Origin of the sequence: Streptosporangium sp. NBC_01810, from assembly GCF_035917355.1 — a bacterium.
GTDB lineage: Bacteria > Actinomycetota > Actinomycetes > Streptosporangiales > Streptosporangiaceae > Streptosporangium.
In genome coordinates this window covers 2,790,629-2,814,037 of record NZ_CP109070.1, presented here as the reverse complement: position 1 = coordinate 2,814,037, position 23,409 = coordinate 2,790,629, and the positions used below count along the sequence as shown (strand labels likewise).

Genomic DNA, 23,409 nt, shown 5'->3' with positions numbered 1-23,409 from the left:
TCTTGTCGTTGGCCATGGTCGCCTTCCTAGGGGAGCGCGCGGTAGAGGAGGATGAGGGAGAAGCCGGCGAGTCCGGCGGGGTCGCCGGAGGCGGTCAGCCGCCAGGGGCGGTTGTCCGCGTTGAGTCCCGGCGTCTGCACCAGACGGCCGGCGGCGAGGGCGAGCGCCGGGTCGCCGTGCAGCAGGAACCTCGCCTCGGTGTCCGGTGCCGCGTACTGGGCGACGATCCCGGTGACCTGCCGCCCCGAGATGCCGGGGAAGAGGTTCTGGGTGATCGGCAGGAGCAGTTCGCCGCCGTCCCCAAGGAAGGCCTCCCACTCCTCGGGGAAGCGGCTCTCCACGTCGAGGAGGATCGCCGCCGGGTAGGGCTTGAGCATGCCGCGCACGGCCGTGGCGAAGGTCTCGCCGCCGTCGCGCGCGGTGTACCGGACGGTGACGGCCACGTCGACGAGCCCGGCGGGGACGCGCCGTGCTTCCAGCCGCCACCGCGAGACCGCGCCGGTCCCCTCGAACGGCAGCAGCCGCTGGTCGTCGTAGCGCAGGTCGAACACGCCGCTGTCCTCGCCGTCCTGGACCTCCGACAGGGCGATGCGCTGCCCGGGCAGCCAGTCGCCGCGCACGCTCTCCGGCGGCGGCCCCTTCGGGTCGAGGAGGAAGCGGACGGCCTTGGGGTCGGCCGCGAGCACCGTCTTGTTGTCGATCTGGGTGAGGGTCGCGTTGACGGGAACGGGGCCTTCGGCGGTCAGGAAGGCGACGCTGACGGACTTGATCCGCCGCTGGTAGTGGCCGGGGAAGTCGCGGTCGAAAAGGGTCTCGGTGAGCGCGAACTCGCAGCGTCCGGTGTCGCGCAGCGCGAGCAGGGCGGGCGCGTCGAGGCCGAGCAGCGACACCCGCTTGGTGATCTCCATCCCGCGCGCGTCGGTCTCGTAGTAGGCCTGGCCGAGCCGGTCGAGGTCGAGGGCGAGCTGGTCGGCGGCGAGCAGGCCCTTGCGGCGCGAGTCCCAGTACGCAGCCCGGATCAGGCCGGGGGACGCACCGCGCTCGCTCTCGTAGGAGCGTTCGGCGGCGCGGGCCATGTCGTGGGCGAGCTTGTAGGTCTGGAAGTACAGGCCCGAGATCTGCCCGACCATCCAGCCGTACAGCTGGGGGCCGGCGAACTTGGCGGTGAGGAAGTCGGTGACGGCGGCGTGCTGGGCCGCTTCCCGGTCGTGGATCTCCAGCTCGCGGCGGGCGATGGCGAGCTGGAGGTCGGCGGTGGTGATCTGGTGGCCGACCTGGACGACGTCGGAGCGGCTGGTGTCGAGCTGGAACCGCCAGTCCTCCACCTGGCTGTCGAACTCGGCCCGGAGGCCGAGGACCTCGCCGATCATGCTGAAGCCCTCGCCGAAGCTCGCGGACACCTCGCCCGCGGCTTCGAGGGCCTTGCTGAGCTGGAGGCCGCCGGTCTCGGCGCCGACGATGAACGGGCCGAGCTTGGCCTGCGGGACGGCCGCGGCGATGCCGGAGCCGATCTTCAGGCCGGCCGAGACGAACTGGCCTATGGCGCCGAGGGACATCATCGCGATCTGCGCCTGCTGGAGCGGCGACATGCCGTCGTTGATGAGCTTCTGGTAGTGCGCGACCCGCGCTTCGGCGGCGGTCCTGGCGTCGCGGGCCTCGGCGACGCCCTCTTCGGCGATCTTGACCTGGAGTTCCCTGATCTTGCGGGTGAGGCCGATGATCTCGCCCTGCTGGCGCTGCTGGAGCAGGGCCAGTTCCTCGGAGTCGCGCCGGTCGACCGCCTCCAGTAGGTCGGTGCCGAGCTGCCGGAGCCGGTCGGTCAGCTCGCGGGCCCGCTGGAGCACGAAGTCGAACCGGTGCACGGGCACCGGCACGGCCGCCGCCGCCATCGCCGCGTCGAGCCCTCCGCCCTCGGCCGCGCCGCGCACGAGCGCCATGACGTCGAGGGGCGGGTCGAACAGCGGGAGCGGCCGGGCGACGCCGAGGATGTCGAGCGACGCCCGGATCTTGGTGAGCCGGTCCTCGACGCGGGTCCAGTACTCCTGGAACAGCTCATTGCCCGGCACGCAGAAGTAGGGGTTGGCGATGCCGGCGTGGACGGCGCCGGAGTCCTTGAGCAGGGTGCCGTCGGCGGTGAGGTGGCCGGTCTCGCCGGGTCCGTCGCCTTCGGTGAGGGCGTAGGGGGCGGCGGGCGGCAGCGCGGCGGGGCCGAGCGTGACGGGGCGGGGCCCGAGCAGGTCGTAGGCGTAGACGTACAGCATCCGCGCCTCGTCGACCGTCTCGGCGGTGTACTGCCGGAACAGCATGTCGCCCCAGTCGAGGAGGTTGTCGATGTAGGCCATGACGACGGCGCGCCGGTAGGCCTCCGGGCGGAGCGCCGCGATGGTGTGCGGGTCGAACGGGTCGTCGAGGTAGGCCTGGATGAGAGCTCGGCGGTCGCCCATGAGGTCGTACTGGCGGCGCAGCCGCGCGATCATCTCGATGCGCTCGCCGAGCGCGGCGGTGCGGGCGTCGGGCGTCAGGGCGGCCAGGGCCGCCCTGACCTGGTCGAGGCCCGTCCCGCCGAGGTCGGCCAGGTACGCCAGCTCGGCGCCGGTGAGGTCGCGGGCGCGCCGGAACGCGGGGGTGAGCGCCGACAGCGCGGTGAGGACGGGGTTCAGCCGGGTCTCCATCCCGGGCGACGCCAGCTCGGTCAGGTCCTGGCGGGTGCGGGCGACGAGCGCGTCCACGTCGGCGGCGAGGAACGGTAGGAACCGCCAGTAGCGGGCGATCCGGGTCGGGTCGAAGACGTACTCGTACCAGCGGCGGGCGTCCTCGAAGCGCTGCCCGCCGTTCAGGGTCTGCGCGATGAGCAGCGGCGCGTGGAAGAAGATCTCCCAGTAGTACGGGCCGTTGGCGCTGTCGAAGTCGAGGTGGGAGCTGACGGGCGCGTGGGGCGCGATCCGCGGCTTGATCCGGATGGTCGAGGCGTTCGACGCCGTGGTGCTGAAGGCGGGCAGCTCGTCGAGCTCCTGCGTGGCGGGGTCGAGCAGGGCGGGGACGCCGCCGGTGAGCAGCCTCCGGTTCAATTCGGCCGCGGTGCTGGAGGTGAGCCGGATGAGCTGGGTCGGCAGGGAGGCGACCTCGAACGGGCGCGGGGCGGCGTCGGCGTAGGGGTGGGCGGCGTATCCCTGGCCGAGGAACAGGTACAGGTGGGTGTCGCCCTCCAGCAGCCCGGTGAAGTCGCCGGGGAATCCCGCGGGCAGGCCGCGCCAGTTGCCCCGGTAGGGCAGGAAGGTCAGCGGGGTCGAGGGCTCCCAGCCCTTGGGGATCGGCGCGTAGCCGGCGGGGCCGAACGCGAACCGCTGGTCGCCGCGCGACAGCACGCCGCGGATCTGCTGGGCGGTCGGCTTCGGGTAGCCGTCGTCGGCGAAGTCCGGGACCGTCCCGTCGGCCGCCAGGGTGAACCTGACGAACTCGCGCGGCCCGACGAGGTACAGCTTCCCGTCGGCGAGGTACGCGGCGGTGACCTCGCCCGTCCGCCCGAACTCGGTCGTGGCGCGGCCGAGCCCGCGGGTGTCGCGCAGCCCTTCGGAGCTGCCGCTGCCGCTCTGCTTGAAGACGGCGTTGGCGTTGTCGAACGCCAGGGTGGCGCGGCCCGCGTGCACGACCGGTCCGGGCGGGCGCTGCTCCGGGACGCCGTCGGTGTTGCCGGCCAGCGCCTTGGGCGGGTGCTCGGCGGCGAGGTCGGACCGCAGCTTGACGTACCTGTCGCCGAAGACGGCGTAGGCCTTGCCATCGGCCACGTGGAAGCGGTCCACGGCGGCGCTCGCGGGAACCCGCCATTCGGCGGCGGCCGACCGGGCGTTGGCCAGGTCGTCGCCGGTGACGAAGCCGACGGCCTTGGCGTAGAACAGTTCGGTGCCGCCCGGCAGGGTGACCGCGGCGTCGATCGCCTGCCACTGCGGCAGGCGCTCGGTGTTGCCGGCGAGCTTCTTGGGGTAGCCGGTCTCCAGCGGGCCGAGGACCGACGGACCCGAGATCACCGGGTAGCGGTAGTACTCGTCCCCGCTGAACAGGTAGGTGTGCGTGCGGAAGAACCCGGCGTCCACGGCCCCCGTGCGCAGGATGCGGGTGGACACCGCGCCGAACCTGTCCCCGGTGGGCTGGCGGGTCTGCCGCGACGTCACCTTGTCCGGCGGCACGGCGACGTGGATGCCGGTCGCGGACTCGAAGAAGTACAGGGTGCCGTCGGGCAGGCGGACCGCGGCGTCCACGCGGTCCCAGGTGGTCGGCAGCCTGTCGGCGTTACCCTTGAACGGCTGGACCGGCGCCGGGTCCGCGGGGGCCGCGACGGGGCGGCACAGGAAGCTGCCGCCCTTGTGGTCGACGCTGAACCAGGGGCCGTCCTCGCTGTCGGCGGGCGCGTTGAACCGCACGACCCGGTCCGGGGTGATGGGCGTCTCGGCGGGTTCGGCGAACAGCGCGGACAGGTCGGCCGCGCGGGGCGGCGGCGTGACCGTCGCGGCGGGCAGCGCGTACAGCTCCGGGGTGAGCGTGAACGCCGCGGAGTGGGCGGTCGAGCCGACGGTGTAGGAGCACTGCACGATGATCGAGTCGTGCTCGCTGACGCCGGGGACCTTGCGGGAAGCCTGCACGTACAGGCTGACGTCGGTGATCTGGCCTTCCCGCTCGGCGTCGGAGGCGAGCACCTGGGGCGCGACCCAGGCGCCGTCGAGGTTGCGGAAGGAGTAGCGGATCTTGACCTGGTAGCGCGGCGGCGGCCCGCTCACCTTCTGATCCGAGCCCGACGATTTGGCGGTGACGGTGACCTTGGACGGGTCGGCCGGCGGGACGGGCTCGACCGTCGACCAGAACACGAAGATCCTGCCGAAGGCGTGCACCGGGTCCACCCGGTCGGCGGCGATCTGGACGTCCACCTTCTCCCAGGCGTCCCAGGCGGCCGAGAGCCTGCCGCCGTCGCGGAACTCGGCGGTGCGGTGGTAGTAGCGGCGCGGGTCGGTGCGGGTCCTGCCGAACAGGACGAGCCTGCGCACCTCGGCCGCGGTCCCCTCGGGCCGGTACACGTAGCCGCCCGCGATGGTCAGGCGGGAGACCTCGGTGTACTCGTCGAGGTAGCGCTTGTAGGAGGCCTGGACGGCCTTCTCCGTGATGTCGCCCTGCAGGAGGTCGTCCTGGAGCGCGGAGAACGCGGGGGTCTTGCGGTCGCGCAGCTCGGGCCGCAGGTAGTTCTCCGGGTAGAGGAAGACCTTCCGGTTGGCCTCCCAGGTGCGGTAGCTGCGCATCCACCCCCACCAGGTGCGCAGCCTGGCGCGGACGGCCTCGGGATCGACGCCGGCGGGCAGGGTGACCTTCTCCAGGCCGAGGAGGTACCTCTGGAGGTAGAGCTGGGTCGCGGCGATCGCCTCGCGGACGCGGGACGTGGTGCCCTGCCCGCCCATCTCCACGTCGATCAGGTACCGCTCGTACAGGTCGCGGGCGTTCCCGTGCAGAGGGGTCAGCCGGGCGACGAGCGCGTCGCGCTTGCGGACGTTCAGCCTGTCGCGCATGGCGGCGGAGATCTTCGGCCACTCCTGCGGCGACGCCCTCCGCTCGATCGCGGCGCGCACGGCGGCCGCCGCCCCGTCGAGGTCGGGCGCGGGCCCGAACATCTTCGCCCACACGCCGTACAGCTCGGGGACCCCGATGCCGGTCTTGGCCGAGGCTCCGAAGGCGTCTGCGAGGGTGAGCAGAAACTCGATCTCGAACAGGTGCTCCTCGCTGGTGCCGGGCCGCAGCAGGCCCATGTTCCGCCGGGCCCAGCGCACCTCCTCCAGCGGCCAGCCGAACGCGGAGGCGAGGTAGGCGTACGGGTCCTCGGCGCCGTCGAGGAAGAACGCGGCGAGGCCATCGCGGCCCCGGCAGAGCGCGGCGAAGCGGACGATGGTGTGCAGGTCGCTCAGCCGGTGGTCGGCGGTGCCGGACCACCGGTGCCGGAACTGCTGCGGGAAGGTCCGGTCGACCTGGTGGTACGGGCCGGAGTAGCGCAGGTACCGGTCTCCCTTGAGCAGGTAGGTGCGGCCGTCGAGGGTGAACGCGCCGTCGGGGCCGTCCTCGAAGTCCTGCGGGGCGTCGCCCCAGTCGTCGCGGACGGTCCGGGGGTAGCCGGCCTCGGGGTGGTCGAGGGTTCCGGTGGCCGGGTAGCGGACGTACTGGCCGCCGCTGAACGCGTAGAGCTCTCCCGAAGGGGCGGTGAACGCGGCGTCCAGCGGGCCGGTGTCGAAGGAGTTGCGGACCTTGCCCCAGCGGCCCGCCACGGGGCCGGCGGTCCCGGCGGCGAAGAACTCGCGCCCGCGGAACAGCCGGACGACGCCGTCGGCGCCGCGGAACGCCGCGTCGACGCCGTCCTGGAACGCGGACGGCAGCGCGGCCAGGCTCAGGTCGCCGGGAAGGTCGGCAAGGGCGCGCGGGTAGCCGTCGTCGACGAACGTGCGGTCTGCGCCGGAGTAGCGGACGTACTGGTCCCCGGAGAACAGGTAGATCCGCCGGTCGGCGACGAGCGCGGCGTCCACCTTGCCGGTCGCCGCGAGGTTGTTGCGGAGGGCGCCGAGCCGGCCGGTGCCGAACGTGGCGGCGAGCTCACTCGACGCGGTGTGGCAGACGCCGCCGACGAGGACGTGGACGGTCCTGTCGTTGCCGACGACCGCGTCCAGCGGCCGGTCCAGGGCGTCCTCGAAGGTCTCCGGAAGGCGCGCGAACGGCTCCTCGCGGCGGAGGTTGCCCGCGATCGGCTTGGGGTAGCCGGGGTCGACGTGCCGGTAGACGCGGCCGGTGTAGCGGACGTAGCGGTCGCCGGAGAACAGGTAGGTGCGGTCGCCGCGCCACACGAAGGCCGCATCGACGGTCGCGCCGGGCGCCAGGAACGGGTTCGGCGAGCGGCCCCACTGGTCGCGGACCTTGACCCGCGGGCCGAACGCCTCGTTCTGGAACGGCGCGCAGGTGTCGGCGAAGAAGAACCAGACGGCGCCGTCGGCGGTCCGCAGCGCCGACCTGAGGCCGTCGGGGGCGTCGAGGCCCGCGCCGAAGCCGGGGTACAGCCGCTCGATCGGGCGGACCGCCGACCAGACCCCGGTCCGGTCGCTGTAGGTGGCGCACCGCTTGCCGGCGAGCAGGACCAGCGCCGTGTCCTCCACCAGGACGGCGTCGGGGAAGGGCAGCGGCGAACCGGGGAAGGCCGCGGCCGCCTCGATCGTCACCGGGTAGCCCGGGTCCGGCGCGGCGCACGACTCGTCGGAGTAAACGACGTGGCGGACCCTGCCGGCGGCGTCCGGCTTGCCGTAGAGGTGCGTCTTGCCGCGGTGCACGTAGGCCAGCGCGACGCCCTCCAGTCCGGCCCAGCGGTCGGCGATCGGCTTCGGGTCGCCCTCGGCGAGTGCCGCGCCCGGCGCGTGCGTGACGTACTGGTCGCCGCTGAACAGGTGGATCCTGCCGTCGCGGGCGGCGAACGCCGCGTCGACCTCGCCGGTCTCGCGCAGGAGGTCCCTGGGCCTGCCCCACTCTTCGGCGATCGGGTAGTCGCGGCCGACCTGGGTGTTGAAGCACGACGGCCCGCGGAACAGGTAGGTGACGCCGTCCGCGCCGGTGAGGACGGCGTCCAGGCCGCTGGTGAAGCGCGCCGGGACGGTCCGCAGGGCGCGCGGCCGGAACGGGGCCGCCGCGACCGTCCTGCCCTCCAGCGCCGACAGCCGCCGCCATCCGTCGGCGGTCTCGACGACGAGCGAGCCGTCCTCGACGTAGGCGCAGCGCACCCCGCCGACCGGCAGGTCGGTGTAGCGGCGGTGGCCCGCGGTGGACACCGCGTGGCACTCGCCGCCCCGGAACAGGTAGGCGGTGCGCCGGTCGGCGAACGCCGCGTCCACCCCGTCGAGCGTGACGGGCAGCGCGGCGAGGCCGGGCTCGCCGGACAGCTCCGCGATCCGGCGCGGGTAGCCGGGGTCGACGACGGTGAGCGCGGCGCCGGTGTAGCGCACGTACTGGTCGCCGGAGAACAGGTAGGTGCGGGTGCGCACGACCTCGACGCCGTCCACCTGTTCGGGGGCGTCCAGGACGAACGCGGCGTCCACCCGGCCCGTGCGGGCGAGGGTGTGCGCGACGCGGCCCCACCGGCCCGCGTTCTGCGCCGGGTAGCCGTCGTCGACCTGGGTGCGGTCGGCGGTGGAGTAGCGGACGTGGCGGTCGCCGGAGAACACGTAGGTGCGGCCATCGGCGCCGACGAACGCCGCGTCGACGCGCGCGAAGGGCAGGCTGTCCCACCGCTCGCGCAGCGCCATCGGCTCCGACCACCACCGGTGCCGGGCGTCGAACCAGACGAACCTGTCGCCTGAGAAGAGGTAGGTGCGCTCGTCGCGGCCGGTGAACACGGCGTCGACAGGGCCGAGCCGCATGCCCTCCGGCATGTTCCACCAGTTGTCGGCCAGTGGTTTGGGGAAGCCGGGGTCGGGGGTGCGGTAGTCGCGCGCGGAGTAGCGGACGTAGAACGCCGCGCCGTCTCCCCGCGCCTTCAGCCGGAGTCCTTCGCGGACGACGGTCAGCGCGACCCCCTCCCCGGTGGTGAGCTCCCAGCGCGGCGCGCTCCCGCGCAGCGCGGTGACGGTGAGGCCGTGCTCGGCGAACAGGGCGCGCAGCGCGGGGGTGAGCCGTCCGGCGTCCAGGTCGGGCTGGTGGTCGGCGGGGATCTCGCGGACCAGGCCGCCGGTGCCGAACAGGTACGTTCTGCCGTCCATGACGAACGAGGCGTCCACACGGGTGAGCCCGCCCCAGTCGTCGGCGATCCGGCGGGGGAAGCCGGAGTCGACCGTGGTGTAGTCGGCGGTGGAGTACCGCAGGTAGGTGTCGCCGCTGAAGAGGTAGGTGCGCCCGTCGAGCCCGGCGAAGCCGGCGTCCACCCGGCCTGCGGTCAGCGCGGGGGACAGCGCGCCCCAGCGTTCCGCCGTCACGGCCGTGGTCGCGCGGGCGCCGTCGAGCGCGACGGTCCGGCCCGCCTTGAACAGGTGCAGCACGCCCGACGGGTCGGTGAAGGCCGCCTCGACGCCGCCCTCGAACTGCGGCGGCAGGTCGCGCAGGCGGCGCGGCACGCCCTCGTCGGCGAGGACGCCGGCGTTCTCGATGCTGTCGGAGTACCGCAGCATCTCCCCGCCGGACAGCACGTGGACGGCCGACGCCGTCGTGTAGGCGGCGTCGACGGACTTGAGGTCGGCGAAACGGGTCTCCACCCGTCCCCACACCTCGGCGGCGGGCCGCTCCTCCGCCGTCGTGATCCAGCGGTCCCCGGCGAAGACGTGCACAACGCCGTCGAGGTCCTGGAAGCAGGCGTCCACCGCCTCGCGCACGCGCGGGGCGGGCAGGCCCTCGCGGGAGCGCCACTCGGCGACGTCGCGCGGGTACCCCTCGTCCACGGTGTCGTAGCCCGCGGAGTAGCGGACGTACTGGTCACCGGCGAACAGGTAGACGCGGCCGTCGTTGTCGGTGAACGCGCCGTCGATCCGGACCGGGTCGGCGAACGCGTTCTTGACCTTCCCCCACCTCTGTGCCCGCGGCGCCCACCGGGTGCCGCCCTTCTCCCTGGTGAAGGCCAGCGCGGCGCCCTTGGCGTCGCGTCCGACGAGCCAGGAGGTGCCGTCGGGACGCACGAACGCGGCGTCCACCGCGGCCAGGGCCGAGAGCCGGGGCGACAGGTCGGTGAGCGGACGGCGCGCCGGGCTCGTGCGGGCGCGGGTGGCGGCGGAGTACGTCCAGTAACCGCCGTCGTCGCCGAAGAGCAGGATCACGCCGTCGCCCGCGTCGAGCAGCGCCTGGATGCGGGCGACGCCCGGCGGCAGGGTCAGCGGCTCGGGGTACTTGCCGGTGAGGTCCTGGTCGGCGAAGACCGCACGGATCTCGGCGGCGCGCAGCCCGAGTTTGGCGGCCAGCAGCGCGAATCTGCGGATCCGCCGGTGGGCCAGGACAACGCGCGGATCGGTGGGCGTCCCGTCGGTGTCCAGGGCGGGCCGGGCGAACAAGGCCCGCGCCTCCCGCGCGCTCCCCGCGACGCACTCCACCACGGCCCTGGTCGCGGCCGCGTCCAGACCCAGGACGTCGGACAGGCAGGCGTGCAGGGCCTGGTCCTGCTTGCCGGCCAGTTCGGCGACCCGGTCGGTCGCCTCGGTGACGGCGGCCGTCAGCGCCGTCGCGGTGTCGTGCAGGACGAAGAAGACTTCGCGGGCGAAGTCCACCATGTCGGGGAGGGTGAAGTCGAGGGAGTTGTCGGCGTTGGCGAAGTAGGCGAGTCGGTCCCGCGCCACGGCGTGGCGCTCGGTCAGGTGCCCGGCGGTCACGAGGCGGTCCAGGAGCCGGTCGGCGTGGAGATCGGTGAGCCCGAGGGCGGTGAACGCGCTCCGGGAGACCCGGTAGGGCGCCTCCTGCGCGGCGATCGCCGCCATCGCGTCGAACACGGCGCTCTCGTCCGCGCCGGTGAACCCCGAGCCGAGGTCCACGGCGCCGCCGGGCTCGGCGAACTCGCCCGGGTCGGCGATCTGCCCCTCGTCCAGCCAGGCGTCGTCGAGCGCACGGTGGACGCGGTGTGCCGCGAGGTCGTCGGCGAGGTCGGCGAAGTCCTCGGCCGTGAAGGTCGTCAGCCCGGCATGGAACTCCGCGACCTGGCCGCGCAGCGCCGCCAGGACGGCCGGGCGCAGGGCGGCGAACTCGGCGGCCAGGCCGAAGTCGGCGGGCGCGGCGCGCAGCAGCGCCTCCTTGTCGGTGTAGCGCCGCTCGGCGTCGAGGTGGCCGTTGAAGCGGAGGCTGTCGACCAGCCTGCCGAACTGCGCGTCGGTGAGGCGGAGCCCCGCCAGGACTGACGAGTCGAGGGTGAGAGGGGAGGTGCGGAACTCCGCGAGGCGCTCGCGAAGCAGCTCCGCGACCGGCGCGGCCGCGTCGGCGAGGGGGACGTTCACCGACAGGTCCCCGGCGTTGTCGGGGTCGCGGAAGAAGTCGGGGTCGAGCACCGTGCCGTCCTCGCCGAGATGGCGGCGGTAGACGAGGTTGTCGTACAGTTCCCGGCGCTCCTGCGGGCTCAGGCCCGGCAGGCGCTCCAAGTGGGAGGGGTGGAGTTCCGCGGGGCCGTCCACCTCGTCCGCGATGATCTCGAACAGGGCGTCCCGGTGGCCGGTGAAGTCGCCGGCGAGGTCCGGCTCCCGCTCGGGCGGCGCGGCGAGCTCTCCGTCGGCGCCCAGCACGCCGCGCAGGACCAGATTGCGGAAGATCTTCGCCTGGAGCCGGTCGCCCAGGCCGAGCCCGGTGAGGTCAGAGGGGAAGACGACGCCGAGGTCGGTGACCGCCTCGTAGGCGGCCTTCTCGGCCTTCTCCCGGTGGACCTCCAGCAGCCCGCTGCCGACGGCGGCCACGACCCCGTCGGGGAAGGCGGCGAGCACGTCGTGGATCACCCGGGCCGCCCTGGGGCCGAACCTGTCCGACCGCAGCGCGTCGGGGCCGAGCGCGACGGGGTCGAGGGCGTCGCGGAGCCTGGCGAACAGTGCGGCGAGGCCGTGCGGATCCCCGGTGGCGGGGTCGGGCCGGCCGCCGAGGATGCCGGCGAGCTCCGCGCCGTCGAATCCCGCGGCGCGCATCCACGTGATCACCGCGAACAGGGTCTGGGCCAGCCACAGCGCCTGCTCCGGTGCGCCGCCCTCCAGCACCTTGTGGAAGTCGCGCGTCTCCGGAGCGGGCCCGCCCAGCACCGCGAACGTGCTGTAGCGCTGGACGGAGGGGTCGCCTTCCAACGCCACGAGCACGTCGCAGAGCTCGTCGGGGCCGACGCCGAGCGCCGCCGCGAGCAGGCCCGCCCGGCGCAGCAAGGAGATCTCGGCGAGGCCGACCTGCCCGCGGTCGAACGGGCTCGGCTCCCGGTCGGCGTAGCGCTCCCGGTACCGCAGGACGAGCCGGACGATGTCCGGCTCCGCCACCCCGATCAGCCGGGCCAGCCGGAACCGGTAGTCGCGGTTGGCGGGGGTGAGGATGTCGCCCGAGCACGTCTCGACCGTCACCTTGGGATCCGGCTTCCACGGCACGATGAGTCCGCACACCTCCGGGACCGTCTGCCCGTGGACCTTGCCGAGCCGGACGACGGCGGCCACCGCGCGCAGGGCGGGAGGATCGAGGCGACCCTGCGCGCACGACGTCAGGACGAGGTCGAGGTGGGTCAGCGTCAGTCCGGTCTTGCGGGCGAGGCGGACCAGCCGGTGCGCCCGGTCCAGCCAGGCCGGGGGAAGGTCGGCGCCGGACGGCGGGACGAGCGAGGTCTCGCCGGTGTTGAGCGTGACGCGCCCTTCCGGAACGGCCTGCCCGGCCATCGCGACGAGTTCGCGGAGTTCGGCGTCGGTGAGGCCGGTGGCCTCGGCGAACCGGCGGGTGTCGCGCAGGGCCGCGAGGGTCTCGCCCGCCGCGAGGCCGTACCGCTGGCCGAGCGCCGCGGCCTGGACGTCGGACCCGGTGATCACCGCGACGTCCTCCGGAGTGAGGCCCAGGTACTCGCGCGCGGCGACGTCGTGATCCACCTGGGCGGCGAAGAGCCGGTACAGCTCCTCCGGTGTCGCCTTCAGCTGTTCGAGGCAGACCCGCAGCCGTTCGGACTTCAGCGAGAACGGCAGCCCGAACGGGTGCGCCGCCTTGCGGAGCGTCTCGTACGGCTGGTCCCCGACGAGCCGCTCCAGCACCTCGTTGACGATGTCGAGGTAGGCGGTCTCGGTGAACGTGTTCTCCTTGTCGAGCACGATCCGGGTCAGATCGGGCCGCCGGTCGAGCAGCCCCGGGCGCCCGAACGTCCCCTCCAGCAGACCCAGGAGCTCCGCGAAGTAAGCGGCGGGCGACCACACGGAACGCGCGTCATCGCGTTCGGGAAAGCGCAGTTCGCCGAACAGGCTCGTGTAGTCGGGCGACGATTCTTGACTCACCATGTGCGCATCTCCAAGCCCGCCGAGGCGGCCGGGGCCGCCGAGAGAAACAAGCGCCTCATGATCTCGGAGCGGGGAAACACCGCCTACTTACCTTTTGGACACACCGACCATGCGCCTTTCTCACCTAGCGCAAATCCGGGTAGCGGCCAAATCGCCCGATCACCGCCGAACCCATTGCTCCGGTGCGTTCTCTCCGCGGCTTCTCCACGGGTCGGACCCCCCGTTCTCCCGGCAGTGCAGGCGAGTTCACCGCACCGCACCGCACAAAAGCGACGGAGTGGAAGGGCGGCGCACACAGAATTCGTTCGTGTGGGCTCGACGCCGCCGCCGAGCGCGTCGCGGCGCGTTCCACCGTTTCCCTCCACGCGTCATGCCGACCCGGCCAGGTCATTTTCTGTTCCGTCCGAGACGGCACTTTCTCGGTCAAGAAGAAAACTCGCTGACCGGATCCGGAAAACCGCTCGCAGAGGACGGGCCACCCCGCTCGGCCGGTCGCGAGCGGAGTCGGCACCTGGCCCGGCCCGCGGCTCCGGGCCCTGCCGCCGCGCCCCGGCCCGGCGGGGAGTTCTCCCCGCGTTTCCCCGCACCTTGCCAAGCCCCGCGGCCGAGCCGCACCGGTACGCCGGTGCGGGTAGGGGTGTGTGGTGGGGCCGGCTGCTTCTTCGTCCTTCCGGCTCTGTACAGCGGGGGCCTGGGCCGTTTCCCGGGCGGGTCCGGCCCGGGCCTCCCGGCCGGGCGGGTCCGGCCCGGGCCGGATGTGTGAGCATGCGTGGCCCGGCCCGCCCCTTCGGCATCCCGGGACAGGCTGGAAGGCGGCCCCCGGGCTCCTCCCGCCGTGAGGAAGGAGAGCATGGCCTGCCGCGGGCCCGTCAGGGGAGTGCGCGGCAGTGCCCGCACGCTAGCGCCGCCGCCCTGGCGGGGCGCGCATGCCGCTCCGCGTCTTGATCGTCCTTTGACCCGGCACAGCCCCCGCCAAGCAAGCGGCCCGGGTAGGTAGGGCGGGTGCGGGTCTTCGTCCGACAGGACCCCGCAGGAGAGGGGCCCGGGCCACAAGGCGCCTGCCCGGGCCCGGCCCGCGAGGAGGATCGGAACGGCCAGTAGCGATAAGCCGAGGACCGCGGTATCGGTTCGGTGACGAGCCGCGGGTCAGGTCGTCTGGTCGAGCGGCCGGGCTTCGGTGATCGTCTTGTGGACGACGCCGATGGAGACCTTCACTCCGGCGGCGATGGTGCGGATGGATTCGCCGCGGCGGTGGCGGTCGAGGATGGCGGCGCGTTTGTCGTCGTCGACGACGGGGCGGCGCCCGCCGAGCTCGCCCTGGCGGCGGGCGGCCTCCAGGCCGTTGAGGGCCTTCTTGACGATGTCGCGGCGCCGGTCCTCGGCCAGCGCGAGGGCCAGGTCGAGGATGAAGGAGCGCTCGGTGTGCTCTCCGGCCCCGATGCCCTCCAGGACCTTCACGCCGATGCCCTGCTGGAACAGGTCGTTGAGGACGATGAGCCCTTCCAGGAGGTTGCGGCCGAGCCGGTCGACCCCCTGGACCGCGAGCAGGTCCCTTCGCGAATGTAGGACAGGGCGGCCAAGAGGTCGGGCCGGTCGGCGGTGGCGAGCTTGCCGCTGGTCTTCTCCTCGAAGACCTTCCAGCAGATCGGGCCGAGGGCGTCGTGCTGCCGCTGGGTCTTCTGCTTGTCGGTACTGACCCACACCAGGCCGATGAGCGCCACGGGACCGCCCTCCGTTCATCAAACGTCTCGCGAGATGAATCCGAACGGCAGCAGGGCGCAAGGTGAAGATGAACGGGAAAATGAACACCGGAACCGGACACGCCGCACCGGGCCCCGGCGAGGAGGGGTTTCCCGGTCGTGTTCGTCAAACGGTCGTTAGATGAACGACCAGTGATGCTGGCCGTGGGCTACTGAAGGTTGTCCGATGCCGGGATCCATCGCGCCCGTATCTGCTGGGCGGCGTCCAAGGCGGCCTGTCCGACCACCTGGCCGGACTCGTCGTCGGTGTCCAGCGCGACGTAGATCGCGGCTTCGACGGTCTTCCATTCCTCCTTGAGTTGCCGCCGGGTGATCCCGTGGTACCGCTCCAGCTCCTGGTAGATCCGGCGGGTCTGGCGCATCAGGTCCTCGTAGGTCGCTGGTGCTGAGTCCGGGGTATCCGTCATGGCTCTCACGTTGCCACCCTCTGCTTCACCGCGCTGGTCAGATCTCGTCGTCTTCGGAGGCGTCGGGGTCGCGCAGGTCGCGGATGGCGCCGGGGGCCAGGTCGGGCAGGGCGAAGGTGTAGGTGCCGTGGACGCCGAGGTGGGAGTGGGCGAACGGCGAGAGCCGGGCCATGTCCTCCTCCCGCACCGGGTAGCCCTGGACTTTGAGCTGGCGGACGGCGGCGTCTAGGTAGACGGTCGTCCACAGAGTCGCGCAGTTCAAAACCAGGCCGAGGGCTCCGAGTTGGTTCTCCAGGCCGCGTTCGTACCGGTGGTGCAGCTCGCCCTTCTTGCCGTGGCAGATCTTGCGGGCGAGGGAGTGGCGGTTCTCCTGGAGGTTGCGGATGTCCTTGATGCCGCGGCGGTAGGTCTCGTCCACGTCGATGAACTGGAGGATGTGCAGCGATTTGAAGATCCGGCCGTAGGAGGCGATCGCCTCGCCGAGGGCGGTGGGGTGACCGTCGCGCTGGAGCATGGTGACGACGTCGTAGGCCCGCACCGTGCCGGTGTAGATCGAGGCGACCACGCGGAGGATGTCCTCCCAGTTCCGCCGGATCTTTCGCAGGTCGATCTTTCCCCGGGTGAAGGTGTTCAACGGCCCGTAGTCGGCCGAGGCGTTGATCCGCCAGCCCTTCTGGTCCGGCAGGTCCGCCAGCGCGGGCCGGTAGGAGATGCCCAGCAGCTCCAGCAGGCCAAAGACCATGTCGGAGTTTATATGGACACTGTCAAGGGCTGTCGCCTGCTCATGCCGACCGATCGCCATCACTTCGGTGCCCGCCTGCCAGGCTGGGGGCGATCGCCGCGCAACGCCTCCTTCGTCGGCGCTGCGCATCGGGCACGCGGTGGGCTGTGCAATGGACTGAGCGACTCGCCCAGTCCGTCGACGTGCATGATGACCTTCCTGAAGAGTTGCTGTCACCCGGATCGGTGGGCTCGCCGAGGTCGGTGAGCAGGCCGATGAGACGGCGGGCCACGGCGGTGTGCCGTTCGATCTCGCGGGTCCAACCGCGTTCGTTGGCGTCCTGGACGAGTTGCTGCTCGACCTCCAACCGGGCTCGCAGGCGCGGGGCGTAGTCGGGAGTGGTGACGAACTTGGCGCAGGTCAGATAGAGGTCGCACTCGCAGGGGCCTTCGGCGGGTAGGCGCAGGCAGTGGCCGAGTTCGAGTTCGGTCTTGAGGAAGTTGCTCTTCAGCCAGTCAACGGCCTCAGCCGGCAGCGTCCCGGACTTCAGCTCCTCAGCGGCAGGGCCCGCAACGACGGCGCCGGGTTCGAGGACGGACTTGTAGTCACGCAGCACTTCGCGATCGCTGACCTGGGCATAGACCAATGCCATAGAGACCGAGGAGTGGCCAAGGACCTTCATGATGGTGTGCAACTTGGCGCCGCGTTCGGCGAGCTGGGTTCCGACGGTGTGCCGGAATCTGTGCGCCGAGACGGTGCCGCGCTGTTTGCCGTTCCAGCCACCCGGGCCGACCAGCCCGACGGCCTTGCTTGCCTTCTGCAGCGGATCCTCGAACAGGTAGGTGCTGGAGATGAGCTTGCCGTGGCGGACGAACAGGTAGGTGCTGGAGATGAGCTTGCCGTGGCGGACGAACAGGTAGGTGCTGGAGATGAGCTTGCCGTGGCGGACGAACAGGTAGCGGATCTGCTCGCCGGTGCGCTCGTCGGTGAGCGGGCGGTCGCGTCCTTGTTTACGAAGGTCGATGACCTTCTGGAGCGCGCCGGCGGCGTCCTGGTGGAGCGGCACCATCCGTTCCTTATAAGTCTTGCGGGCAGGGAGACGCAGCCGAGGCGTCCCGTCGGGGTAGCGGTCCAGGCAGTCGATGGGGAGCCGACGTATCTCATCCCGGCGAGCCCCGGACCAGCGGACCGCCAACAGCGCGGCGCGCTGAAACGAGCAGGTGAGCTCGTCGATGACCGGCATCAGCTGATCGAGCTCGTGGCCGGGGATGAATCGCGGTACCCGCTGCGGCGCTTTGGGAGCGTCACCAACGCTGATGAGGGCGTAGCCTGGGACGTCGTCGTACTCCCAGGCAGCGGTCTCCCGGAACAGCTGGGACAGCCCCGAGATGCGCTGCTTGCGGGAGATCACGCCCAGCGGCTTGCCGGTCACCTTCGACGGCGAGTCGGCCAGATACTCGATCCACTCCAGGCAGTGGTCCCTGGTCACCTCCGTCCAGGAGATGATGCCGGGGTGGCGCTCAGTGAGCCAGTCGCCGAAGTTGCGGATCGCCAGCTCCAGCTGCTCGGTCGTCGAGGGGGCATCGGTCAGCCGCCGCGCGGCCAGCCACCTCTGGGCGACCGCCTGCATCCGGGGCGGTAGTGCCAGCGGCGGCTTGCGGTCGGGCATCTTCTTGCGTGGCCGGGTGGGGACCTGGCCGCGGTGGAAGAGCACGACGTGGAGCTGATGCAGGTGGGTGACCCACATTTTCTGGGCGTTGTCGCGGTATTTCTGCGCCGAGGGATAGAAGAAGCGCAGGTCGTCGCGTTCGCTAAACAGGCGGACGGCTTCCAGCGCCTCGTTAATGTGCTCCTCGGTGATCCCGTCGGCGTGCAGGATGCCCGTGCGCAACGCGATGCGGGCGACGGTCCAGGTCATCGCCTGCCGCGCTGATTCGCGGTGGAAACCGAGCGTGACGGCTTCCTCGACCAGGGCCTCGACGCCCATGTCGATGCCCAGCGCCGCGGCGGTGTCGACGACGCGCAGCTGGCCGGCTGCGAGGGTAAAGGGGTAGTCGAGCGTGGTGTAGCCGTGCAGTGCGAGGTAGATCAGGTATCGGCGGGCGCGGAACGACAGTGGGCAGGACGGCTGATGGCTCGGTTCCCCAGGCAGGCGGCCGACCCGTTCCACCAACGGTTCGTCGAACCAGTCGGCCAACGTCGGCCACCTGTTGGTGAAGGCCCGATAGAAGCGCAGCCTCGCCCTCAGATACTGCGGGTGCAGGCCCTGATCGTGTAGATGATCGACATAGTGCGCCACCGGACAGTGCGTTGGGCTGGGGCGCTCGACCTTCGGCGCGGACGCTGCCAGAGCGGCGGCCGACACGTGACCGGCGCTCACCGTGTCTCGCCCACGCCCAGGCCGGACTCGCCCTGGCCGAGGGCGCGGTTGTAGTCGGCGACCACCTCGGGGTCGGAGACCCGGGTATAGATCCGCAGCGACTCCGGCGAGGCGTGGCCAAGCCTTTTTTGCAAGGTCAGCTCCCGCATCCCGTCTTCCCACATGCGCGTGGCGTGTGTATGGCGGCAGGCGTGCGGGGTCACCCACGGCTGGCGGATCCCAGCCTTGGCGGCCGCTCGGGAGAACATCCGCACCAGCCCGTCATAGCTGAGCGCCTCCAGCCTCCGCATCCCGCCCCCGCCGATGAGGAACACCAGCGGGCTGTCAGAGTCGGCGGGACGCTCCTGCATCACATAGGCGCTCAGCATCGCCAGCGTCTCTGGTTCGTGCAGGTCGACCACCCGCTCGAACCGGGACTTGGAACGGGCGCCCTTGGGATGGTCGGTCCTGTGGCGTACGATCACGCGCCGACGGCCGTAGGCGATGTCCTCCAGGTGCAGGCTCAAAACTTCCCCAGGACGCAGGCCGCCTTGGAGCATCAGCAGCACGATGCCCCGGTCACGCAGCCGCTTGAGCTGCGCTAACAGCGCTTTGACCTGGTCCTCGTCCAGCGGCCGCGGGATCCGCTGCACGGTTTTGACGCGCACGCTGCGGCGGATCGGCTTCTGTCGACTGGCCCGGCCCATGAACGGGCGGTGTCGTTCCGAGACCCGCTGCAGAGCCGGGTCGGGCCGCTTCTCAATCGGGTTCGCCCGGTCGAACTGCCCGGCCATGATGACGTACTCATAGAAGGAGGAGATGGCGGCCAGGACGCGGTTCACGGTGGTCGGCGCCAATTTCGTGCCCGGCCCGTCCTCATCGACGGTGGCGACGGTCAACGTCATCCGCTGCCGAGGCCTGCGTGAAGGGACGGACCGCAAGTGCTCCAGCAACCGCAGCGCCTGCGGAGCGGCGAACTCTTGCCAGGTCAGGCCCTCGCGGTCGAAGAAGCACCACAGGTGCCGAAGGTCGTGGGCGTAGGCGACGAGTGTGTTGGGCGAGTAGTCCCGGGCCGCCAGCGACCGCAGGAAGCTCGAGACGATCTCGACTGGCTCACCAGCCTCGTCGAGCAGTTCGACCCGGACTGTCCCGTTCTCCAAACGCTGCTTCCGGACCCGCATCGACACCTCCAGGGATGAGGTCCCACACGGCTGGCGAACTGGCTGAATCCAGTTACTAGTTGGGCTTGTGGGACGAGAGGTGTCCATGTAACAACATAGGAGGCGTTGTCGGTGGCCACCATCTCCGGCTTCACCCCGCCGTCCAGGTTCAGCAGTGCGTCCAGGATGTGCAGGGAGTCGCGCGGGGTGCCGGGCACGACCATCTGCCCGATGCCCGCGACCTGGTCGTTTACTGGGGACGTGCACTTATTCAGAGGGTGCGGTATTCGTCGTGTCCTGGTCGCGGGCGGCAAGGTAGTCGGTCCAGTCGCGTCTGGCGATGTTGGCCCATCGAACTACGGTGTTGATGTGGAGGCCGAGGAGATCGGCCAGAATCGGGGGCGGAACATCCTCCAGGAGCGCGATGAGGGCCGCGTTGCGGGCCGGCCGAGCGTCGATCCCGTGGTCGAGGAGCTTGCGGCTGAACCCAGACGGGGCGGCTGGGCGCCCTGGTAGCAGGCCGGGGAAGAGCCAACGCTGCCCGGGGCCGTCGGTCTTGATCCTGGCTTGTCGGCTCTGGCCTTCAGCGAGTTGGCTCAACAGCCTGGCCAGCTTGGGCGGGATCAGCAACGCAGGTGAGCCGACGTTGAGGTGCATCTGACCGTCATGCTCGTGCAGGTGCCCGGTGTGGATATGCCGGATGCGTGAGGTCGGAAGCCCGAAAAGCAGCACCAAAGCGCCGGCGGCCCGGACGTCCAGCGGCAGTGTGGCGTCGTTCAGCAAGAGGCTGAGCTGGTGCCAGCGCTCATCCTCGTCCAAGATCCGCGTTGGATCCTGGCGAGGGATGGACGGGATGGTCATCTCCGGCAGGAGGTCGCGTTTGGCGGCCCAGCTTAGGAAGTAGCGGATGGAGTAGTTGCGCGTGCTGCCGTCCGCGAGCCACTGGTTGAGGCGGTCTTGGGTGAGGTCCCCGAGCGCGAGTCGGTGCTCGTCGAGCCAGGTCAGCAGTTCCAGGGCGACGCGGACCCGGGTGCGGACGTAGGTGCCCGCCATGGCGGGTCGTCCCCGGTGGGCGGCTCGGCGGCGGGCCCGTTTGAGCAGGAACCAGTGGACGAACGGTCGGATCAGGGCGGCGTGCTGGGTAGGCCGGTCGGCCAGGAGTTGATCCAGCCAGGCGGGGATCCGGTCGAGGTCTTCGTGGCGTTCGGGCAGCACGCCGGTGTGAACCAGAGTCTGCCGGACGTAGTGCTCGTAGCGGCTGGGCGGGAGTTCGTCTAAAAGGTCGTGACTAAGCGGCTTTCCGCTTGCGGCAAGTTCGCCCAGTAGGTGTGCGTTCGGGCTTCGCCGCAGCCAGCACAGGACACCGCGGGGGTCGTTTGCGGCGGCCAGCGCGTCCTGCAGCGGACGGAGTTGGCAGGAGACCTGGCCATCGGGTCCAGCGAGGTGTTCTTCGAGGCGGAGCAAGAGCACGCAGCGGGGGCAGCGGCCATCAGCGTAGAGGCGTCCGCCCTTGCCGCAGGCCAGGCAGGTGTAGATGCCGGGCATGCCGGCGCATGGGCCGCAGATGTTGTGACCGCTGTCGTCCCTTGCGATCAGAGGTTGCTGCTCGTGGCAGAGGTGGCACTCATCGGAGTGGTCGAGGATGCGGACATAGCAGGCGCCACAGACCGGTCCGCGGGGCCAGTGGGCGTGCACGGGGCGAACCTGGCTGCAAGCAGAGCACACACTGGTGGGCCGGGGCCGACAGGTGCGGCAGACGAGCCGCCCTTGAGAGTTCTTGGTGCAGGGGCGGACCTGCCCACAAGTTGAGCACGGGGTTGCGGCCGGGGTCGCGCAGTTCCAGCAGAGGTCAGGGCTGTTGGTAGTGGCTCGGCGGACAATCTGCTGGTGCCTGCCGCAGTTCCCGCAGGTCCGGCGAGGCTGGGCAAGGTGGCGGTAGCAGGTCGGGCAGAGCGCCCCGGCCGAGCCGAGGGAATGGGCGCGGCCGACGCGACCGCAGGCGGTGCAGGTATGCGCGGGCGGAGTCCAGCAGGCTTCACAGAGCGGCTTGCCATCCGAGCGCCGGGTGGCGGGCATCCGCGAACGTCCGCAGCCCGCGCAGTCCTCGGTGACCTGCGGATCCTTGCGGTAGCAGGAATAGCAGATGCCACCTTCGTCGCGCCGAGCGGAAATCCTGGCGGTGCGACCGCAGCGCCCGCACGGCTTCTTGTTCAGGGAGCTTCGTGCGGCGCATGCCTGGCAGATCCGGCCGCCCGGGCCGCTGCGGGGCAGCGTGATGCCGGTGCGTCGACATTCCGAGCAACCGGGCGAGGTGACACCGGTGTGTCCGGCGGCGAGCAGGGCCTGCGCGAGGCGCACGATCACGGCCGGGCAACGTGGATCGCCGGAGGTGAGCGCGTCCGGATGCGCGGCCAAGTGCTCGTCGAGCTCCCGCTGGGCGACGCCGCGTTCGGCCCGCGCCTGCAGCAGTGCGTCCGACGCGGCCTCCGCGTCCAGGTCAGGCAGGCGGGTGGTGAGCGCATTGATGATCCGGACGCGTCGTTCGTGGCGTTCTGCGACTCTGCGCTCGTCGCGGGTGCGGCTCACTGGCCCGGTCGACGGATCGTGGTCCGCCGAACCTGCGGCGCAGGACGGTCCGTGTCTCCGACAGCCTTGCTGACCTGGGCATTGACCGTCTCGACTTCGATCAAGTCGTTCGGGGTGCATTGAAGGATGTCGCAGAGCGCAGCGAGGGTGTCCATCGACAGCCGCTGCGGGGGCTGGGTGACCAACCGGAAGACCTGCTCGCGGGAGAGATGGACGCCTCGTTCGGCGAGTAGCGGGACCATGTCCGTCGTCTGGAACATGTCGCGGTCGGCCATGAGCTTGCGCAGGTTCCAGGTGATCCCCATTTTCTTGATCATTGACTCTCCCAGAGGTCAGGGTGGCGGTCCTTCAGGGCGCGCTGGATCACCCGGTTGCGGTACTCGTCGGACACACCGGTGTAGATCGCGGTCGTGCTGGCGTAGCTGTGGCCGACCTGCATGGACACGAACTTCTCGGGATAGTCGAACTCCACGAGGTGCGTGATGTACGAATGCCGCAGACAGTGCAGATCCAGTTCGGGCGGTAGGCCAGCGGCGTCTCTGGCCGTGGTGAAAGCCATGTTGACGCCGCGCAGGGACATGCGGCTGGAGCGTTCGGTGACAAACAGTGCGGCGAGCTTGCCAGGTGAGAAGGCGGGGCGGACCTCGGTGCACCAGTGGTCGAGCACGTCAACGATCCAGTCGAACTCCTTGACCGTGAACACCGTGCGGCGCTTGGGCGGACTGCCGTTGGAGGCCTTGCCGTAGCGGACGTAGAGGCCGCCGTGTTTGCCGTACTGCGGTCTTTTCGGAGCCCGCCGAAGGTCGGCGAGGTCGAGCATCCGCGCCTCGTTGCGCCGCAGCCCGTAGGCGTAGACCGTCTTGAGCAGGGCGGAGTCGCGCATCGCGGTCAACGCGCCTTTGCGGCCCCGAGTCTGGGCCTCCTCAACTCGGCTGTCGGCGGCGTCGAACAGGGCTTGGACCTCGTCGTAGGTCAACGGGCGGCGATCAGGCTGGCCCTCGTATTCGGCCACGTGGGCGACACGATTGTCCTCGTGGAAGATCTGCTGCGGGGTCTGTCCGAACCGCTCCAGGCACTCCGCCGCCCATCCGTAGCGGCGGTCGGTGATGAAGTCCATAAACAGAGCGAGGGTGGTCTCGTAGCCCCGCCCTGTCGACAGAACGACCGGCTTCTTGCGGTTCGGGGACCGCAGGTGAGCTATGAACGCCTCACCATCGGCAGGTTGCCACTGCCACGGGTACTGGTTCGTGAAGTCAGCCAAACGCCGCACCAGCGACATCCGCGGTTTGATCGTCGTCTCCTCGTTGAGGAAACGAGTGCGTTGCTGGCGTGCCCAGCCCAGCAGCATCGCCTCGAACACCGCGCTTGAAGGGTCGAGGTGGACCACTCCATCGACGAGTTCCAAGCCGGCGGACCCGGCCAAGCGGCTGACATGACCCTCACGAGCTTCC

The 23,409-nt window shown here is 70.9% G+C and carries 8 protein-coding genes and 2 pseudogenes; all 10 read right to left on the bottom strand.

Features of this window, described 5'->3' with window-relative positions:
* Positions 1 to 26: 26 nt before the first annotated feature.
* On the bottom strand, positions 27 to 12,965 hold the full coding sequence (locus OIE13_RS12635) for a hemopexin repeat-containing protein (RefSeq protein WP_326830045.1): 12,939 nt from the start codon (positions 12,963 to 12,965) through the stop codon (positions 27 to 29).
* Positions 12,966 to 14,111: 1,146 nt separating this feature from the next.
* Positions 14,112 to 14,668: pseudogene (locus OIE13_RS12630) on the bottom strand (recombinase family protein).
* Between the two features lie 206 nt (positions 14,669 to 14,874).
* Positions 14,875 to 15,132 (bottom strand): hypothetical protein, encoded by a 258-nt coding sequence (locus OIE13_RS12625; protein ID WP_326830044.1) that lies wholly within the window; start codon positions 15,130 to 15,132, stop codon positions 14,875 to 14,877.
* A gap of 37 nt (positions 15,133 to 15,169) precedes the next feature.
* Positions 15,170 to 15,874: a Tn3 family transposase gene (locus tag OIE13_RS12620; protein WP_326830043.1), complete on the bottom strand. Its 705-nt coding sequence runs from the start codon at positions 15,872 to 15,874 to the stop codon at positions 15,170 to 15,172.
* 40 nt (positions 15,875 to 15,914) lie between these two features.
* Positions 15,915 to 18,152: a tyrosine-type recombinase/integrase gene (locus OIE13_RS12615; RefSeq protein WP_326830042.1), complete on the bottom strand. Its 2,238-nt coding sequence runs from the start codon at positions 18,150 to 18,152 to the stop codon at positions 15,915 to 15,917.
* A gap of 77 nt (positions 18,153 to 18,229) precedes the next feature.
* Positions 18,230 to 18,919, bottom strand: a complete 690-nt coding sequence (locus OIE13_RS36660) for a tyrosine-type recombinase/integrase (protein WP_442816065.1) — start codon at positions 18,917 to 18,919, stop codon at positions 18,230 to 18,232.
* A gap of 431 nt (positions 18,920 to 19,350) precedes the next feature.
* A pseudogene (locus OIE13_RS36655) lies at positions 19,351 to 19,626 on the bottom strand (Tn3 family transposase); the annotation flags it as partial.
* Between the two features lie 13 nt (positions 19,627 to 19,639).
* Entirely contained in the window at positions 19,640 to 21,958 is a 2,319-nt protein-coding gene (locus OIE13_RS12605) for a hypothetical protein (RefSeq protein ID WP_326830041.1), read from the bottom strand.
* A complete protein-coding gene (locus OIE13_RS12600; protein ID WP_326637185.1) occupies positions 21,955 to 22,275 on the bottom strand; it encodes a helix-turn-helix domain-containing protein in 321 nt (106 codons plus the stop codon). The genes OIE13_RS12605 and OIE13_RS12600 overlap by 4 nt, the downstream gene beginning before the upstream one ends.
* Complete coding sequence (locus OIE13_RS12595) at positions 22,272 to 23,363, bottom strand: tyrosine-type recombinase/integrase (RefSeq protein WP_326828604.1); 1,092 nt, start codon at positions 23,361 to 23,363, stop codon at positions 22,272 to 22,274. The genes OIE13_RS12600 and OIE13_RS12595 overlap by 4 nt, the downstream gene beginning before the upstream one ends.
* Positions 23,364 to 23,409: the final 46 nt, after the last annotated feature.

Bases quoted from the DNA above. Each gene is read 5' to 3' on its own strand.
- OIE13_RS12625 (WP_326830044.1), bottom strand. From the start codon at position 15,132: ATGACGGATACCCCGGACTCAGCACCAGCGACCTACGAGGACCTGATG.
- OIE13_RS12600 (WP_326637185.1), bottom strand. From the start codon at position 22,275: ATGATCAAGAAAATGGGGATCACCTGGAACCTGCGCAAGCTCATGGCC.
- OIE13_RS12620 (WP_326830043.1), bottom strand. From the start codon at position 15,874: ATGGTCTTTGGCCTGCTGGAGCTGCTGGGCATCTCCTACCGGCCCGCG.
- OIE13_RS36660 (WP_442816065.1), bottom strand. From the start codon at position 18,919: ATGGGCCGGGCCAGTCGACAGAAGCCGATCCGCCGCAGCGTGCGCGTC.
- OIE13_RS12635 (WP_326830045.1), bottom strand. From the start codon at position 12,965: ATGGTGAGTCAAGAATCGTCGCCCGACTACACGAGCCTGTTCGGCGAA.